The sequence below is a fragment of the Streptomyces sp. NPDC030809 genome (assembly GCF_055572195.1).
Genome location: NZ_JBVIDV010000001.1, coordinates 118537 through 135188 on the forward strand (window position 1 = coordinate 118537; position 16652 = coordinate 135188).

Sequence of the window (16652 nt, forward strand, 5' to 3'; positions counted from 1 at the left end):
GGCGCATCCGGCGCCCCGGCCCGCGGCCGGCCCCAGAGAGCAAGTGACAAGAGAGCAAAGGAAATCCGCACCATGCCGCTGGTCCCCACCGCGTCGATCGTCGACGGCGCACGCTCGGCCGGTGTCGGGGCGCTGGCCTTCAACGTCATCCACCTGGAGACGGGCGAGGCGATCGTCGCCGCCGCCGAGCGGACCGGAATCCCGCTGATCCTGCAGATCAGCAAGAACTGCATCGACTACCACCGCGGCATGCTGCCGCTGCTCCGCGCGACGCTGGCCCTGGCCGAGGGCTCCCCCGCGGACCTGTCCGTCCACCTCGACCACCTGACCGATCCGGACGCGATCCGTGCGGGTGTCGAGGCCGGGGTCCGGTCGGTCATGGTGGACTACTCCGACCTGCCGTACGAGGAGAACGTGCGCGCCACGGCGGAGCTGACCGCCTGGTGCCACGAGCGCGACGTGTTCGTGGAGGCGGAACTCGGCAAGGTGGGCGGCAAGGGCGGCGCGCACGCCTTCGGCGTCCGGACCGATCCGGACGAGGCCCTGGAGTTCGTCCGGTCCACCGGGGTGGACGCGCTGGCCGTCGCGGTCGGCTCCTCGCACCGCATGCGCGAGCGCACCGCAGTGCTCGACAAGGAACTGGTGACGACCCTGAGCCGGACCCTGCCGGTGCCGCTGGTCCTCCACGGTTCCTCGGGTGTGGCCGACGAGGAACTCGGCCGGGTGATCGCCGCAGGCATGACGAAGATCAACATCTCCTCGCGCCTGACCACGGTCTTCACGGCGACGATCCGCGGCATGCTGGACCAGGACCCCGCCCTGACGGACTCCCGCACGTGCTTCGAGCCCGCCCGGGAAGCCGTCACGGGCGAAGTCACCAGGCTGCTCACCTCGCTCGGCTCCTGATCCTCCGCATGTTTCCGCAGGCCGGCGTGCTCGCCCTCCCGGTTTCGGGGGGGGCGCAGGCCGCACGCGCCCTGCGCGGGAGCAGGCCCGTCAGCGCACGCGGCCGCGCGGCTTCAGGTGCGTCGGCGGCAGCTCGGGGGCGGGGAGGGGGGCGCCGTCGTAGCCCTTGACCTCGCCGAAGCGGGTGCCGGCCGCCCAGTCGGCGCGGGCCTGGCGGATCTCCTCGTCGGAGCGGCCGATGAAGTTCCACCACATGACGATCTCCTCCTCGAACGGTTCGCCGCCCAGCAGCATCACGGCGGCGTCGGATACCGCGCGGAGCGGGAGTTCCGTGCGGCCGCAGCCGAGGTAGAGCATCGCGCCGGGGAGCACCGGGACCCCGTCCACGCGGGCCTCGCCCGACATGGACAGGACCGCGTACTCGAAGTCGGGGTCGAGCGGGAGGGCGGTCTCGGTGCCCGCGGCGAGGGTCACGTCGGCGCCGACGAGCGGGCTGTAGGTGTCACCCGGAGAGGTGGCCCCGTCGAGGGTGCCGAGGATGACGGTGGCCGTCAGGCCGGCCGCGGTGACCTGCGGGAGCGCGGCGTGGTGCTGGAAGTGCGGCTCGGTGTGGCGGTGCTCCTCGGGCAGGGCCACCCACAGCTGGGCGCCGTGCAGGAAGCGGGCATGCGGCTTCGGGCTCTCCTCCGAGTGGCTGATCGCCCGTCCTGAGGTCATCAGGCCCAGCTCGCGGGGGCGTACGGTCTGGAGGCTGCCGGTGCTGTCGCGGTGCAGCACCTCGCCGTCGTGCAGCCAGCTGACGGTCTGGAGCCCCATGTGCGGGTGCGGGGGCACCTGCATGCCGGGCTCGTCGGCGATGTCGTCCGGGCCGTAGTGGTCGACGAAGCACCAGGCGCCCACCATGCGGCGGCCGAGGTTCGGCAGCAGGCGCCGGACCTCGGTGGACTCGCCCAGCTGGACGCGGCGGGGGGTGAGGAGTTCCCGGACGGGTTCGGCGACGACGAAGCCGCGGCCGCCGCACACCGAGAGGGCGGCCTGGCGATCGAGATTGCTCATGACGACAACCTACTGGCGGAGGGGTCGCTGCGGAGCCGAGCGGCCGGACTGATTGGTGGAATATTCAACTTCATCGTGGGGTTGGACCCCGCGAACGGCCCGCAACCCGCGGACCGCCGGGCCGGAAGGGCGCCATGAGCGAGCGTACGACGTACTACGAGCACGGGACGGCAGCCGAGCGCTGGGCACGGGCCCGGCTCTTCTTCGAGGCGAAGGAGTACGCCACGGCCGCGAAGGTGCTCGACGGCCTGGCCGAGGAGGCCCCCGAGCAGCTGGCTCCGCGGCTGCTGCTGGCGCGCGCCTACTACCACTCGGCCCAGCTGCGGAAGGCCGAGGCCGAGCTGCGCGGGATCCTGGAGCGCTGGCCGGTGGAGGACTACGCACAGCTGATGCTGGGCCGGACCCTGGAGCGGCAGGGCCGCGCCGCCGAGGCCGCCCCGCACCTGCGGCTGGCCGCGGCGATGGCGGGCGAGCTGCCCGGGGAGTGACGGGCGGCCCGGCGCCGCGGCCCGGGGGGGGTGACGGGCGGCGCCGGGCGGCTCGGTGCCGCGGCCCGGGGCGGCCTCGGATAGCCTGGGCGGCACGATGACAGGCACCACTGAGAACCGTTTCACGACGCCCTGGGGCGCATTCGGCCTCGGCCGCTACCCCGAGGACCCCCGCGACCGGCTGCGCGCCTGGGACGCCGCCGACGAGTACCTGCTCCGGCAGCTCGCCGGGGAGGTGGGGGACGGGGAGCCGGTCGCCCTGGAGAGCCGCCACGTCACCGTGCTCGGCGACCGCTGGGGTGCGCTGACCACTGCGCTCGCCGCCCGCGGCGGCGCGGCCGGGCTCACCCAGATCACCGATTCCTACCTGACCCGGCAGGCCACCCGCGCCAACCTGGCGCGCGCCGGGGTGCCGGCGGCCGCGGTCCGGCTGCTGACCACGCAGGACGCCCCGCCGGAGCGGACCGACCTGCTGGTGGTCCGGGTCCCCAAGAGCCTGGCCCTGCTGGAGGACCAGCTGCACCGGCTGGCTCCGCACGTGCACGCGGACACGGTCGTGGTGGGCACCGGCATGGTGAAGGAGATCCACACCTCCACCCTGAAGCTGTTCGAGCAGATCCTGGGTCCGACCCGCACCTCCCTGGCCGTCCGCAAGGCCCGGCTGATCTTCTGCACCCCCGAGGCCCCCGGCACGGCGGGTGCTGCCGGGGAGCGGGACGGCAGCCCGTGGCCGCTCACGTACGCGCTCGGCGCGGACGAGGGCCTGGCGGCCGGGCTGTCGGTGACCAGCCACGCCGGGGTGTTCTGCGCCGACCGGCTGGACATCGGCACCCGCTTCTTCCTGGGCCACCTGCCGCGCGACGCCGGCCGGGTCCGGATCGCGGACCTCGGGTGCGGCAACGGCGTGGTGGGGGTCGCGGCCGCGCGGGCCAACCCCGCCGCCGAGCTGGTGTTCACCGACGAGTCGTACCAGGCGGTGGCCTCGGCCGAGGCGACGTTCCGGGCCAACCTGCCGTTCGGGGCTGCCGAGTTCCTCGTCGGCGACGGGCTGGCGGGGCTGCCCGAGGCCTCGCTCGACCTGGTGCTGAACAACCCGCCGTTCCACTCGCACCAGGCCATGACCGACACCACCGCCTGGCGGATGTTCACCCAGTCCCGGCGGGCCCTGCGGCCCGGGGGCGAACTGTGGGTGGTCGGCAACCGGCACCTCGGCTACCACCTGAAGCTGCGGCGTCTGTTCGGCAACTGCGAACTCGTCGCGGGGGACCCGAAGTTCGTCGTGCTGCGGGCGGTCAAGCGGGGCTGAGGAAGGGGGCGTGCGAGCACGCCGACCGGGCGGCCGGATGATCCGGCCGCCCGGCGGTGGGCGGTCTGCGCGGGCCCCTCTCCCGGCGCCGACGCGGCCCGGTTACGGGGTGGTCAGGCCCAGGGTGTAGGAGCCGGAACCGCTGTAGGCGTCCACCACGTAGCGGTAGTAGCCGGCGGTGCCGTTGTAGCGGATGTCCTCGTTCTCACCGGCGCTGCCGGAGACCGCGACGTCCGCCCACGCGGAGCCGTTCCACTTCTGCAGGTAGAGGTCGAAGTCGGTGCCGGCCGGGCCGCGCAGGCAGCCCACGTGGGTGCCGGAGGTGGCCGAGTAGTAGTACGAGCCGTCCGGCTGGGCCTCGGCCTGGCCGGCGCTCAGGGTGCCGCGGTAGGTGTACTCGGCGTTGTCGCAGCCGGTGGGCGGGGTGGTGGTGCCGACCGTCAGGTTGTAGGTGACGGTGTGGGTGGCACTGCCGGTGCCCTTGACGGTGATGGCGTACGTGCCGTTGGCCGTGCCGGCCGCGGCCGCGACGGTCATGGTGGAGGAGCCGCCCGAGGTCACCGAGGACGGGCTGAAGGAGACGGTCACCCCGCTGGGCTGGCCGCTCGCGGAGAGCTGCACGGTCTGCGCGCTGCCGCTGGTGGTGCTGGTGTTGACGGTGGAGGTCACCGAGGCGCCCGGCTGGACGGAGCCGGAGGCCGGGTTCAGCGCGAGGGAGAAGTCCGGGGTGTTGGTGCCGCCGCAGTCGGTCTCACCGGACTGGGCGGGGACCCGGATGGCGTCCCAGGCGGCCTTGACGGCCTGGCACTCGGCGGTGCCGTAGGTGTTCTTGGCGCTGGCCAGCGTGGCCTTGCGGGCGGCCGGGTGGTTCCAGGAGGAGGTCTTGCTCAGCAGGGCGCCCATGAAGATCTTGCCGGCCTTCTGGATGCCGATGCCCGTCACGGAGGAGGGGCCGCCGGAACATATGGGGCTGGACGGCTTGCCGCCGCCCGGGTTCGAGCCCTCGGCGAGCAGGTAGAACCAGTGGTTCTGCGGGCCGGCCGCGGCGTGCACCTCGGTGCCCGAGGTCAGCTGGTTGTAGCAGTTGGGGTCGTTGTTCGCGAGCGACGGGTTGTACATGTACCGGATCGGCTTGTTGTCGCCGAGGAAGTTCAGCTTCTCGCCGACCGTGTAGTCCGGGGTGTCGTTCGGGTTGTTCGCGTAGTGCTCGGTCAGGGCGCCGAAGATGTCGCCGGTGGACTCGTTCATCCCCCCGTTCTCGTTGCTCGAACCGGAGCTGCCCGGGGTCTTGTCGAAGATCTCGTGGCCGTACTCGTGGGCCACGACGTCGATGCCGGTCAGCTGGTTGGTCTGGTTCTGGTTGCGGCCGTACGTGGTCTTGGTGCCGTCGTAGTAGGCGTTGACCTCGCTGAGGCCGGCGCGGGCCGGGACCATGCCGCCCTGGCCGTTGATGCCGTTGTAGCCGAACCAGTTCTTGAGCATGTCGGACTCGCGCTGGGCCGCGTACATGATGTCCACGCAGGCGGTGACGAGGTCGTTGGCCCCGCCGTTGCCCCACGGCGAGGAGCCGGTGTAGGCGCTGCCGTTCTGGCCGCCGCACTTGAAGCCGGAGCGGTTGGGGTCGGTCATCGAGGAGGCGGCGGTGTCGATGGTGACGTTGCCGTTGTGGTAGCCGCGGCCGTCCGCGTGCAGGATCTTGTCGGTGGCCCGGGCCACGGCGCCGGTACGGGCGTCGACGAAGGTGTCAAGGACGCTGGGGGCGTTCCCGGCCGTCCGGCCGCTGACCGTCGTGCGCCAGGTGAGGACGGCCTTGCCGCCCTTGAGGAGCACGGTCAGGCGGGGGGCGCTCGCGCTCTCCACCCGGGCGAGCTGCTTGCGGGCGGCGGCCAGCGCGGCGGCCTTGCTGACCTTGGCCTTGGTGGCGACGCGGATGGCGGGGGCGGGGGCCGCGGCGATGTCGCGGACCTTGCCCTTGCTGTCGGTCAGGACGACGGCGTCGCCGCCGACGACCGGCAGGCCGCGGTAGGTGCGCTCGTAGGAGGCGTAGTAGAGACCGTTCGCCCAGGGGGTCACCCCGGTGCGGACGAGGTCTTCTTCGGCGCCGTGCCGCAGGCCGTCGAGGCCGCTGGCGGCCGCCTGGTCGGCGGCGGCGAGAGCGAGCGACTTGCCCTGCTGGGGAGGCACGGGCCGGTTCGCGGCGGGCGCTGCCGTTGCGGTGCCGGCGAGGGCGCCGGCCAGGCTCGCGGTCAGCGCGAACGCCGCCACGGTCGCCGTCAGTCGGGTGGACTGCACGTCTGCTCCGTTCGTGGGGGGAGACGGATGGGTGGGTCGCGCCGAGTATGGATGTGAACATGACGTGTCAGGGACATCTCATCGGCCATAACGCACGGGTTATGGTGCTGCCGCGACACGGGCCTTACGCTGCTCAAATGCAGCTGGAGTTGAGGCACTTGGAAGCCGTCTGCCGGATCGCGGAGGCGGGCAGTCTGGGCCGCGCGGCCCACCGTCTCGGGGTGTCCCAGCCCGCCCTGTCGGCCCAGCTCCGCCGCATCGAACGGGTCGCCGGGGGCGAGCTGTTCGTCCGCGGCCGGGGCGGCGTGCAGCCCACCCCGCTGGGCGAGTTCGTGCTCTCCAAGGCCCGCCGCGTCCTGGGCGAAATGGACGAACTCGTCGCCGGCGCACGGGCGGTGGCCACCGACTCCCCGCTGCGCCTGGGCTGCATCCTGCTGGTGCTCATGGACGGGCTGCTGGAGCAGATCGACACCGTGATGGAGGGCCAGGACATCGCGGTCGGAATGGAGAACTCCGTCACCGCGCTGACCCGGATGCTGGGCGCCGGCCAGTACGACGTCATCGCCTACGGCGAGGTCAACGACCACGAGGTGCCGCTGCCGGCCGGCACCGCCGCCCGCACGCTCATCCAGAAGGAGCCCTTCTGCGTGCGCATGTCCGCCTCCCACCCGCTGGCGGGGCGCAGCCGGATCGAACTCGCCGAGCTGGCCGGGGAATCCTGGATGACCCTGATCGAGGACGACGACGGCGGCCCCGAGGCGCTCGTCGACGCCTGCGCCAAGGCCGGGTTCACCCCGTCACTGCGCTACCGGATCACCGACCGCAAGATGCACTACGACCTGATCGCCGCGGGCCGCGCGGTCTCGCTCAGCCAGCCGACCGCCCCGGCCGCCCCCGGCACCGCCTTGGTGCCGCTCGCCGGGGACCCGGTCACGGGCCGCATCCGGCTCGCCTGGAACCGCTCGGCCGTCTCCGCCCGCCAGGCCGAACTGCTCTACCGGGCGGCCGCCCGCGCCTACCTGGCCAACATCGGCAACAACGCCTTCCACCAGGCCTGGTGGGAAGCCCGGCCCGAACTCCACCCGGTCCTCGGCTGAGCGCATGCGAAGGGGGCCGCGCCCCGTCACCGTACGCACGACGACGGCAGGGCACGGCCCGCAGGCCCTCCGGGCCTAGAAGTTGCCGTAGTTCACCTGCCACGTGGGCAGGCCCATCCGGCGCCACACCGCGACCACCCGGTCCCGGTCGTCCAGCGACACGCGCACCGCGTACCGGTGGCGCACGTGCGCGTCGAACAGCTCCGCCTTCACGATGTCGTCGCTGCGCTGGTCCCCCGCCGCGCGCATCCACAGCTCGTCGTAGACCACCTCGTGCTCGGCGAGCCAGGCCTCGGTCTGCGGACGGTGCTCCTCGCTGCGCCCCGACAGCAGCACGATGGTGTCCCCGTCCGCCCGCCGGAAGGCGTCCAGGGCCTCCCGGACCGGCCGGTTGAGCAGGTCCAGCCCGCAGCGGGTGAAGTCGTACGGGCCGCGGTCCCCGCGCAGCGCGAGGGTGCCGTCGATGTCGCACAGGACGGCCCTGGGCAGCGCCGGATCGGGCACGTACGGCTCGGCCGAGGGCCGGTCGTTGAGCCAGTCGGCGGTGAGCCGCCAGCCGCCCTTCGTGGCCTTCGCGTGCTTGTCCGCGAGGATCCCGATGACCTCCGCGCCGACACTGCGCTCCCGCGCGGCGTCCCGGCGTACGCACTCCTCCACCGGCACGTCCGTGAAGTCGTGCACCACGAAGGCCGCGTCCAGGCCGGTGACCGCGGCCTTCAGCCGCTTGGGGATGTGCGGGGTCAGGTGGGTGTTGTCCACGACCACGTCGAAGCCGTCCTCGACCGCCGCGCGGACCGCCGCGTCCTGTACGGCGAGCACGGTCTGCTCGTGCCCGTGCGAGCGCTCGTACCGCTCGGCGGGCAGGTCGAGCATGGTGCGCAGGTCGTCCAGGTTGACCCGGCGCATCCGGCCCCCGGACTCCTCCTGGAGCCGCCGGGCCGCGGTGGTCTTGCCCGATGCGGGCAGCCCGGTCATGACGTGTACGAAGGGCACGGGGTCAGTTCTCCTCGTCGGTGGTGAAGGGGTCGGACGCCTCCGGCCGTACCGAACGCCACACCAGGAGTTCGGTCGGGCGCCCGTCCAGGCGCATGAAGACGGCGGCCCGGATGCCGCGGTCCGGCAGGGACATGGCGGCGCGGGCGAAGGCGCCCCGGTCGGCGGCGAGCGGGGCGAGCAAGCGGAACGCCTCCTCGATGGCGGCCGTGCGGGCCGCCGCGGCGCGCTCCATGTCCTCGATCCGCTCGCGCACCCAGCTGTCGAACTCGTCCGGCACCTGCTCCAGCAGCGCGTCGAGCGGCTTGCCTCCCGAGGCCTCGATGTCCGCGAGGGAGCAGCCCAGGCCCTGGGCGAGCTGCTTGGCGGGCAGGCCGGCGAAGCGCTGGATGCCGTGGCTGCGCCAGATGTCCCGCTCGGTGACCCCGGTCAGCACCTTGTGGAGGCGCACGTACTCGGAGAATTTCGCCTTGGCGCGCACCCCGGAGGCGAAGCGGAGGACGAAGCCCTCGGCGTCGGTGCCGGTGGCCGCCGAGCCGCCGGGCCGCGTGTTCGAGTCCGTCAGGGCGAGCAGTTCGGCGAGGGGCATGGCCGGCCACACGGTGACGACCGAGCCGATGCCCTGCCACGCGGCCGCGGCGGCGGACAGCGGGACTTCGGTGCCCGCCGCGTCGAAGGCGGCGAGGAGCACGAGGTCCCGGCGGTCGCCGTAGTCGACGACGATGCGGTTCTGCGGGTAGAGGATCTCGGCGAGGTAGGTGACGCCCGGGGTCAGCGCGGAGGTGTCCGCGGCGTCGAGCCTGCGCTGCGCCCAGGTGGCCTGTTCACTGGTGAAGGATCCCTTGGAGGCCACGTGCCAGCGGTCCGCGTAGTGGAAGACCACCGCGAGGCTGCCGTCCACCTTGTCGTAGACCTCGAACGGCTCGTCGGGCAGGGCGGGGGCGTACGGCTGTCCGCCCTCGTGCTCGCCGACGTTGAAGAACTTGGGCAGCGGCAGCGCGACCACGGCGCCGGTCTCGTCGTCGGCGACGAGACCGCGGCAGCGCGTGGTGACGGTGTTCCAGATCCGCTCGTACTGGCACACCCGCGTGTAGGTGTACAGCGACAGCGGCAGTCCGGGGTGCCGCTTGCGGACGACGTGCCCGGCGTCGAGGGCCTGCGCCAGCTCCTGCGGGGGCAGCAGGTCGTGGAGAGTCAGGCGGTCCTGGCTCATGGGTTCCTCCCGTAAGTGATGCGTCATTCTCACGTGCGGGAGCGGCCCGCCGGTACCGAATTTGCGGCCGGCGGGCGACAGGAGTCGCAGGTCACAGGCGGGAGGGGCGGAACTCCTCAGCCGCTGCCGGGAGTCCGGCCGTGGTCGCGGTGGGCCTCCAGCAGGCGCAGCCAGACCTCGCTGACCGTGGGGAAGGCGGGGACGGCGTGCCACAGGCGGGCGATCGGCACCTCACCGGCGACGGCGACCGTGGCCGAGTGCAGGAGTTCGCTCACCCCGGGTCCGACGAAGGTGGCGCCGAGCAGCACCTCGCGGTCGAGGTCCACGACCATCCGGGCCCGGCCCCGGTAGCCGTGCGCGTACAGGCCGGCCCCGGTGACCGCGCCGAGGTCGTGGTCCACGGCCCGCACCCGGTGGCCGGCCCGCTCGGCGGCGGCCAGGGTCAGGCCCACGGAGGCGGCCTCCGGGTCGGAGAACACCACCTGGGGCAGGGCGGCGTGGTCGGCGGTCGCGGCGTGCGCGCCCCAGGGGGCGGTGTCGGGTTCGGTGCCGGCGGCCCGGGCGGCGATGGCCGCGCCGGCGATGCGGGCCTGGTACTTGCCCTGGTGGGTCATGAGGGCGCGGTGGTTGGCGTCGCCCACGGCGTACAGCCAGTCCGTGCCGGTCACGCGGCAGCTCTCGTCCACGGGCAGCCAGGAGCCGGGTTCGAGGCCGACGGTGTCCAGGCCCACGTCCTCGGTGCGCGGGGCGCGGCCGGTGGCGAAGAGCACCTCGTCGGCTTCCAGGAACTCGCCGCCTTCGAGGACCACGGTGACCGGGCCGGTGCTGCCGTCGCGGACCAGCGCCTCCACGGTGACCCCGGTACGCACGTCCGCGCCGGCCTCGCGCAGGCCGTCGGCGACCAGTTCCCCGGCGAAGGGCTCCATGCGGGGCAGCAGGCCGGGGCCGCGGACGAGGAGGGTGACCTTCGAGCCGAGGGCCTGCCAGGCCGTGGCCATCTCCACGGCGACCACCGAGCCGCCGACGATCGCGAGGCGGTGCGGCACGTGCTGGGAGCTGGTGGCCTCGCGGCTGGTCCAGGGCCCGGCCGCGGCGGCGCCGGGCAGGTCGGGCACGAGGGCCCGGCTGCCGGTGGCGAGGACCACGGCGTGCCGGGCCACCAGGATGTGGTGGTCGCCCTCGGGGCCGGTGACGGTGACCTTCTTCTCTCCGTAGAGGCGTCCCCGGCCCCGGTAGAGATGGGCCCCGATGGAGCCGAGCCAGTCCAGCTGGCCCTCGTCCTTCCAGTTCCCGGTCCACCAGTCGCGGTGGGCGAGCACGGCCGGGGCGTCCAGCGCTCCCCCGACGGCGGGGGCCAGGCCGGGGACCCGGCGGGCGTCGGCGCGGGCCAGCGCCGGACGCAGCAGGGCCTTGCTGGGCACGCAGGCCCAGTACGAGCACTCGCCGCCGACGAGCTCGGCCTCGACGACTGCGGTGCTCAGTCCGGCGGCCCGGGTGCGGTCGACCACGTTCTCGCCCGCCGGTCCCCCGCCCAGGACGACGACGTCGTACTCCACGGCTTCGGTCATGGGGACCAGTCTCGGGGAACCGGCGGGCGCGTGCACCCGGTTCGGGCGTACGGGTCAGGCGCCCGCCCCGCTGGCCTCGGCGATCTTCGCGCGGACCTCGTCCATGTCCAGGGCGCGGGCCTGGCCGATGACGTCCTCCAGGAGGGCCTCGGGCAGGGCGCCGGGCTGGGCGAACACGGCCACCTGGTCGCGGATGATCATGAGGGTCGGGATGGAGCGGATCTCGAAGGCCGCCGCCAGCTCCTGCTGGGCCTCGGTGTCCACCTTGCCGAAGACCAGGTCGGGGTGGTTCTCGGAGGCCTTCTCGAAGACCGGGGCGAACTGCCGGCAGGGACCGCACCAGGACGCCCAGAAGTCGATCAGCACGAACTCGTTCTCGCTGACGATCTGGTCGAAGTTGTCCTTGGTGAGCTCTACGGTGGCCATGGGGTGTCCCTCTTTCGTCGTGTGCGGGTGCTTTCCCCGGATGCGGGCGCTTTCCCCGGTGCGGGCAGCCGTCCGCGTCAACCGCGGGCCGGCCCCGGCTATTCCGGCTCTCTCAGAACGGGTACCCGCCGGGCTCGCGCCTGACCGTGGTCCACCGCAGTTCCGTGAAGGCGTCGAGGTTGGCCTCGCCGCCGAAGCGGGCCCCGGTCCCGGAGGCCCCGACCCCGCCGAAGGGGGCCACGGCCTCGTCGTTGACGGTCTGGTCGTTGATGTGGGCGATGCCGGTGGGGATGCGGTCGGCGAGCTCCAGGCCGCGGGCCGCGTCCCGGGTGACGATGCCCAGGGAGAGCCCGTAGGGGCCGGCGGCGGCGAGGGCGGCGGCCTCGTCCAGGGTGCGGAAGGACCGGACGGGGGCCACCGGGCCGAAGACCTCCTGCGCGTAGGCGGGGGTGTCCTCGTCGGCGCCGGCGATGACCGTGGGCCGGTAGAAGAGGTCCCGGTGGCTGCCTCCGGCCACGAGCTTGGCCCCGGCGGCCGTGCTCGCCTCCACGAGGGCGTGGACGCGGTCCCGCTGGCGGGCGTCGATGAGCGGGCCCAGGTGCACCCGGTCGCGGTGCGGGTCGCCCACGGTGAGGGCCTCGGCACGGGCTGCCAGCAGCTCGACGTACGCGTCGTAGCGGGACTCGTGGACGAGGTGGCGGCCGGCGGTCATGCAGATCTGGCCCTGGTGGAAGAAGGTGCCCCAGGCGGCCTGGCCCACGGCGGTCTCCACGTCCGCGTCCTCCAGGACGATCAGCGCCGAATTGCCGCCGAGCTCCAGGTGGGCCCGCTTGAGCGCGCGGCCGGCGGCCTCGCCGACGGCCCGTCCGGTGGCGGTGGAGCCGGTGAACGACAGGACGCGGACCCGGGGTTCGGCCACCAGGGCCTGCCCCGTGGCGGCGCCGCCGGGCAGGACGTGCAGCAGCCCTTCGGGGAGTCCCGCCGCGGCGAACACGGCGGCCGGGGCCAGCCCGCCGCAGACCGCGGTGCGCGCGTCCGGCTTCAGGAGGACCGCGTTGCCCAGCGCCAGGGCCGGGGCCACCGAGCGGATCGAGAGGATCAGCGGGGCGTTGAACGGGGCGATCACCCCGACCACCCCGGCGGGGACCCGGCGGGTGTACGACAGCCTGGGCGCCTCGCTGGGCAGCACCTGGCCGGCCGGGCGGGAGGCCAGGGCCGCGGCCTCGTAGCACTCCTGGGCGGCCACGTGCAGCTCGAAGGCGGCCTTGCCGGGTACGGAGCCGGACTCCCGGACCAGCCAGGCGGCGAGTTCCTCCGCGTGCGCGGTGAACAGGTCGCCGGCCCTGCGCAGGACGGCGGCGCGCTCCGTGTGCGGTGCGGCGGCCCAGGCGCGCTGGGCCTCCTCGGCCCGGGCGGCCGCGGGGGCGACGTCGGCGGGGGCGGCGAGGCGGATCTCGGCGAGGGTGTCGCCGGTGGCGGGCTCGGTGACCGGGGCGGGGCCGCCGGTACGGGCGGCGGCGTCCTGCCAGGTCGTCGGGTCGAGCAGCGGCATGGTGGCGCCTCCGGTTTCGCTGGCCCGGCGGGGGGTCCGGGATCGCGCGCCATGCTAGCGAGGGAGCAGCGCCAAATCTGTTCGGTTATTGGGCAGTTGATGACCTGAAATGATCCACTGCGGCGGCTCGCCGCCGCCGCAGCGGACCTCAAGGCCGTGGGTCCAGGTCGTGTCTTTCGGCTATTGCCGGTCAAGCCGCGGCCGTCCGGTGCCGCGCATCGCAAGGCGGAGGGTAGACCGCCGTACCGGACGTACTTGGTCTGCCCGAGAACGCCGCGGGGCGCGGTGCCAGGCGTCGCGGGTCAGGCAAGATCCGGAAGACACGGCCTAGCGCTCCAGGACGAGGGCGATGCCCTGGCCGACGCCGATGCACAGGGCGGCGAGCCCCGTGCCGGATCCGGCGGCGGCGAGCTGGTGGGCCACCGAGCCGGCCAGCCGGGCGCCCGAGGCGCCCAGCGGGTGCCCGAGGGCGATGGCGCCGCCGCGGGGGTTGACCACGGCCGGGTCCAGCTCGGGCCACTCGGCGAGGCAGCCCAGCGCCTGGGCGGCGAAGGCCTCGTTGAGCTCGAAGGTGGTGAGGTCGGCGAACCCGCGGCCGGCCTTGGCCAGGGCGCGCTGTACGGCCTCGACCGGGCCGAGGCCGAAGAGCTGGGGCTCGATGCCGGTGACGGCGGAGGTGCGGATGCGGGCGAGCGGCTCGCGGCCCGTGGCCCGCAGGCCGTCCTCGTCGGTGAGCAGCAGGGCCGCGGCCCCGTCGTTGAGCGGTGAGGCGTTGCCGGCGGTGACCGTGCCGTCGGGCCGGAACACCGGCTTGAGCCTGGCCATCGCCTCGGGGGTGGAGCCCTCGCGGATGCACTCGTCGCGCACGAGCTCCACGCCCGGGTAGGGGGCGACCTCGCCGTCGTAGAGGCCCGCGGACCAGGCGGCGGCGGCCTTGCGGTGGCTGTCGAGGGCGAAGGCGTCCTGCGCCTCGCGGCCGATCCCGTGCTTGTCGGCGACGAGTTCGGCGCCCTCGCCGAGCGAGACGGTCCACTCCTCGGGCATGCGCGGGTTGGTCATGCGCCAGCCGAGGGTGGTGGACCACATCTGCTGGTGCCCGGCGGGGAAGGTCCGCTCGGGCTTCTGCACCACCCAGGGGGCGCGGCTCATGGACTCGACCCCGCCGGCGATCGCGACGGAGGCGTCGCCGAGGGCGATGGCGCGGGCCGCCTGGACCACGGCCTCCAGGCCGGAGCCGCAGAGCCGGTTGACGGTGACGCCGGGGACGCCGACGGGGAGCCCGGCCAGGAGGACGGCCATGCGGGCCACGTCGCGGTTGTCCTCGCCCGCGCCGTTGGCGTCGCCGAAGACCACGTCGTCGATGCGGGAGGGGTCGAGCTCCGGGGTGCGGTCCACGAGGGAGCGGACCACGTGTGCGGCGAGGTCGTCCGGCCGGACCCCGGCGAGTGCACCGCCGAACTTGCCGATCGGGGTGCGGACGGCGTCGACGATGTACACGTCGCGGATGCTCATCGGGGTCTCCTGGGCGGATCCGTGCGGGTCAGACGCACCCTGGTGCGGGCGCGCCCGCAGTCTCCGCCGCCCGCGCCCCGCTGTCAACGCCCGCCCACCCCCACCGGGCGCAGCCCGCCAAACCGGCCGAATCCACAACCCCCAGCCCCGCCGGCGCTTGAGACGCGGGTCCGGGCGGAGCCCGAGGGGGCAACCCCCAGCCCCGCCGGCGCTTGAGGCGCGGGTCCGGGCGGAGCCCGGTGCCCGGCGCCAGCCGGGATGCCTTGGGGGGGGGTCCCCCACCCCCCCCCCCCCCCCCCCAAAGGGGTAGGGGGTTTCCCCCCCCTGGGGGGCAGCGGGGAAGAACCGGGGAAACACCCCCCCCTCCTTGGTGGTTGTGGGGGGTCCCCCCCCCCCCCCCCCCCCTGCCCGGCGCCAGCCGGGATGCCTTGGGGCTCCGCCCCACACCCCGCTCCTCAAACGCCGGAGGGGCTGGGATTTGCCCCGCCGGTGGGCAGCCGTGCGGAACGGGGAGGCCTGTAGGGGACGGGTGCTGGCCAGGCGCGAAGTGCGGCCCGTCGCGAGCGGGTCCGGCGGCGCGGGGCACCGCCCGGTCGGCGGCGCGGCGCGGCGGGGGGCACCGCCCGGTTGGCGGCGCGGCGCGGCGCGGGGCCTGGCCCGTGCGGGGTGCGGCCCCGCGGGGTGCCGCGACCGGCAGGCCAGCAACGCCCCGCGGGTGCCGCGACCGGCACGCGGGCAAAGCACCGCGGGGTGCCGCGGCCCGGCAGGCGGGCAAGGCGCCGCGGGGGCGCCCGGCCGGCCGGCGGGCGGGGGGCCGTGGGGGTGGCGTCCCCGCGGGCTACGTGGAGGCGCGGGGGACGGTTCGGGCGGTCAGCAGGTGGTGGCGTTCCGGGGGCTCCGCGGGGGTTCGGACCAGGCGGTCCACCAGGACGGCCAGGTCGTCGCCCGCGGGCAGGGCGATGCGGACGGTGCTGAGGCGGGGCCGCAGCAGCCGGCCCAGCAGGAGGTCGTCGGCACCCATGACGGCCGCGCCGCCCGGCACATCGGTGCCCGCATCCTGCAAGGCGCGCATGAGCAGCATCGCGTATGCGTCGTTGTACGCGAAGACGGAGTCGAGGCCCAGCCGCGGCCAGCGCGCGGCAAGGCCGGCGGCGGACTCCTCCGTGTAGGCCAGCGGCAGCGCGACCGCCTCGGCCCCGGCCGCCTCGGCCGCCGCGCGCACGCCTTCGAGGCGGGGCGCGGCGAACACCGCGTACCCCTCCTCCTCGGGGAGCACCACGCCGATGCGCCGCCGTCCGCGCTCCAGGAGGTGCCCGGCGGCCCGGGCCCCGACCTCCCGCTGGTCCATGACCAGCGCGTGCGCCCCGGGCACCCGCCCGGGGCCCAGGGTCATCACGGCCCGGGCGCCGGCCCGCTTGAGGGTGGTGACGTTGCGCGCGGACAGCCCGATCTCGCCCGGGGACAGCACGGCCACGGGCCGCAGCTCGGCCCAGGCCCGGGCCGCCTGGTCGCCGCTCAGGCCGAGGCTGCCGTACTGGACCACCGTGTAGTCCAGGCGCCGCAGCCCCCGCTGGAGCTCGCCGAGGAAGCGGCCGTAGCGCGGGCCGGCGGGCTCGTGCGGGGCGGGCAGCAGCACGATGCGGCTGTGGCCCGCGCGCAGGCTGCGCGCGGCGGCGTGCGGGACGTAGCCCAGCGCTTCGGCGGCCGCCCGGACCTTGCGCCGGGTGGGCTCGCTGATGCGGACCGCCTCGGCGTCGTTGAGCACGTACGAGACGGTGGCGCGCGAGACGCCGGCCAGCCGGGCCACGTCCGCGCTGGTGGGAATGGACGGCCGGGCCCCCGCCTGCGGTTTCGGTGTCTGTGACATCGCGGCCGCATCCTTCCAGAACCGCGGAGTGCCCCAGTCCGGCACATGGCCGGAAAGGCACGGGCGCCCGGCCGCCCCGCGCAGCCGCCGAACGCCTCCCGAGCGCGCGCCCGCCGCCGCGGCCGGAGGCCGAAACCGACGGGTTCCGGCCGTCACCGGCGGGACCGTACGCCCCGCAGGGCGCCGGCCGCCCCGGGAAGCCGCCCGGCCGCCGACCGCCCTTCACCCGGCCGGAGCAGTACGCCGCGGGCCGGAGCGGCCACCCTCCGTGACCGGCGGAACGTGTCGTACCGGGTCAAGGGCACCCCGGGCGGGCGGCGGACCCGCCCTGGCCGTCCCGCCGGGAATGTTTCACGTGGAACAACCGATTTCGGAC

General features: G+C 74.6%; 13 protein-coding genes. 4 read left to right on the forward strand and 9 right to left on the reverse strand.

Annotated features, from left to right (window positions below):
- Nucleotides 1-72 precede the first annotated feature (72 nt).
- Nucleotides 73-906 carry a class II fructose-bisphosphate aldolase gene (locus tag ACZ407_RS00545; protein ID WP_468124256.1) on the forward strand — a complete coding sequence of 278 codons (834 nt, stop codon included), beginning with the start codon at nucleotides 73-75 and terminating at the stop codon, nucleotides 904-906.
- Nucleotides 907-996: 90 nt separating this feature from the next.
- Here the strand turns inward: ACZ407_RS00545 and ACZ407_RS00550 are convergent, their stop codons facing one another.
- The gene (locus ACZ407_RS00550; protein WP_468124258.1) at nucleotides 997-1962 is read right to left on the reverse strand and encodes a pirin family protein; all 966 of its coding nucleotides are present in this window, start codon (nucleotides 1960-1962) and stop codon (nucleotides 997-999) included.
- A gap of 134 nt (nucleotides 1963-2096) precedes the next feature.
- On the opposite strand from ACZ407_RS00550, the gene ACZ407_RS00555 reads away from it, so the two are divergent.
- Together ACZ407_RS00555 and ACZ407_RS00560 are read left to right on the forward strand one after the other, a co-directional pair.
- Nucleotides 2097-2450 carry a tetratricopeptide repeat protein gene (locus ACZ407_RS00555; RefSeq protein WP_468124260.1) on the forward strand — a complete coding sequence of 118 codons (354 nt, stop codon included), beginning with the start codon at nucleotides 2097-2099 and terminating at the stop codon, nucleotides 2448-2450.
- Nucleotides 2451-2547: 97 nt separating this feature from the next.
- Nucleotides 2548-3756: a methyltransferase gene (locus tag ACZ407_RS00560; RefSeq protein WP_468124262.1), complete on the forward strand. Its 1209-nt coding sequence runs from the start codon at nucleotides 2548-2550 to the stop codon at nucleotides 3754-3756.
- A 102-nt stretch (nucleotides 3757-3858) separates the two neighbouring features.
- Here ACZ407_RS00560 and ACZ407_RS00565 read toward each other — a convergent pair whose 3' ends face one another.
- Entirely contained in the window at nucleotides 3859-6048 is a 2190-nt protein-coding gene (locus ACZ407_RS00565) for a M4 family metallopeptidase (protein ID WP_468124264.1), read from the reverse strand.
- 137 nt (nucleotides 6049-6185) lie between these two features.
- Between ACZ407_RS00565 and ACZ407_RS00570 the strand changes: the two genes are divergently transcribed.
- Nucleotides 6186-7145: a LysR family transcriptional regulator gene (locus ACZ407_RS00570; RefSeq protein ID WP_468124265.1), complete on the forward strand. Its 960-nt coding sequence runs from the start codon at nucleotides 6186-6188 to the stop codon at nucleotides 7143-7145.
- Nucleotides 7146-7220: 75 nt separating this feature from the next.
- Here ACZ407_RS00570 and ACZ407_RS00575 read toward each other — a convergent pair whose 3' ends face one another.
- The 7 genes from ACZ407_RS00575 to ACZ407_RS00605 all read right to left on the reverse strand — a co-directional run bounded on the left by ACZ407_RS00575 (nucleotide 7221) and on the right by ACZ407_RS00605 (nucleotide 16276).
- Nucleotides 7221-8138 carry a phosphatase domain-containing protein gene (locus ACZ407_RS00575; protein WP_468124267.1) on the reverse strand — a complete coding sequence of 306 codons (918 nt, stop codon included), beginning with the start codon at nucleotides 8136-8138 and terminating at the stop codon, nucleotides 7221-7223.
- 4 nt (nucleotides 8139-8142) lie between these two features.
- The gene (locus tag ACZ407_RS00580) at nucleotides 8143-9351 is read right to left on the reverse strand and encodes an RNA ligase (protein ID WP_468124268.1); all 1209 of its coding nucleotides are present in this window, start codon (nucleotides 9349-9351) and stop codon (nucleotides 8143-8145) included.
- Nucleotides 9352-9467: 116 nt separating this feature from the next.
- Nucleotides 9468-10919 (reverse strand): dihydrolipoyl dehydrogenase family protein, encoded by a 1452-nt coding sequence (locus tag ACZ407_RS00585; RefSeq protein WP_468124269.1) that lies wholly within the window; start codon nucleotides 10917-10919, stop codon nucleotides 9468-9470.
- Between the two features lie 54 nt (nucleotides 10920-10973).
- Entirely contained in the window at nucleotides 10974-11345 is a 372-nt protein-coding gene (gene trxA, locus ACZ407_RS00590) for a thioredoxin (RefSeq protein ID WP_468124271.1), read from the reverse strand.
- A 112-nt stretch (nucleotides 11346-11457) separates the two neighbouring features.
- Nucleotides 11458-12897, reverse strand: coding sequence for an aldehyde dehydrogenase family protein (locus ACZ407_RS00595; protein WP_468124273.1), 1440 nt, complete (start codon nucleotides 12895-12897; stop codon nucleotides 11458-11460).
- Nucleotides 12898-13224: 327 nt separating this feature from the next.
- Nucleotides 13225-14409: a thiolase family protein gene (locus ACZ407_RS00600; RefSeq protein WP_468124274.1), complete on the reverse strand. Its 1185-nt coding sequence runs from the start codon at nucleotides 14407-14409 to the stop codon at nucleotides 13225-13227.
- An 838-nt stretch (nucleotides 14410-15247) separates the two neighbouring features.
- Nucleotides 15248-16276 (reverse strand): LacI family DNA-binding transcriptional regulator, encoded by a 1029-nt coding sequence (locus ACZ407_RS00605; protein WP_468124275.1) that lies wholly within the window; start codon nucleotides 16274-16276, stop codon nucleotides 15248-15250.
- Nucleotides 16277-16652: the final 376 nt, after the last annotated feature.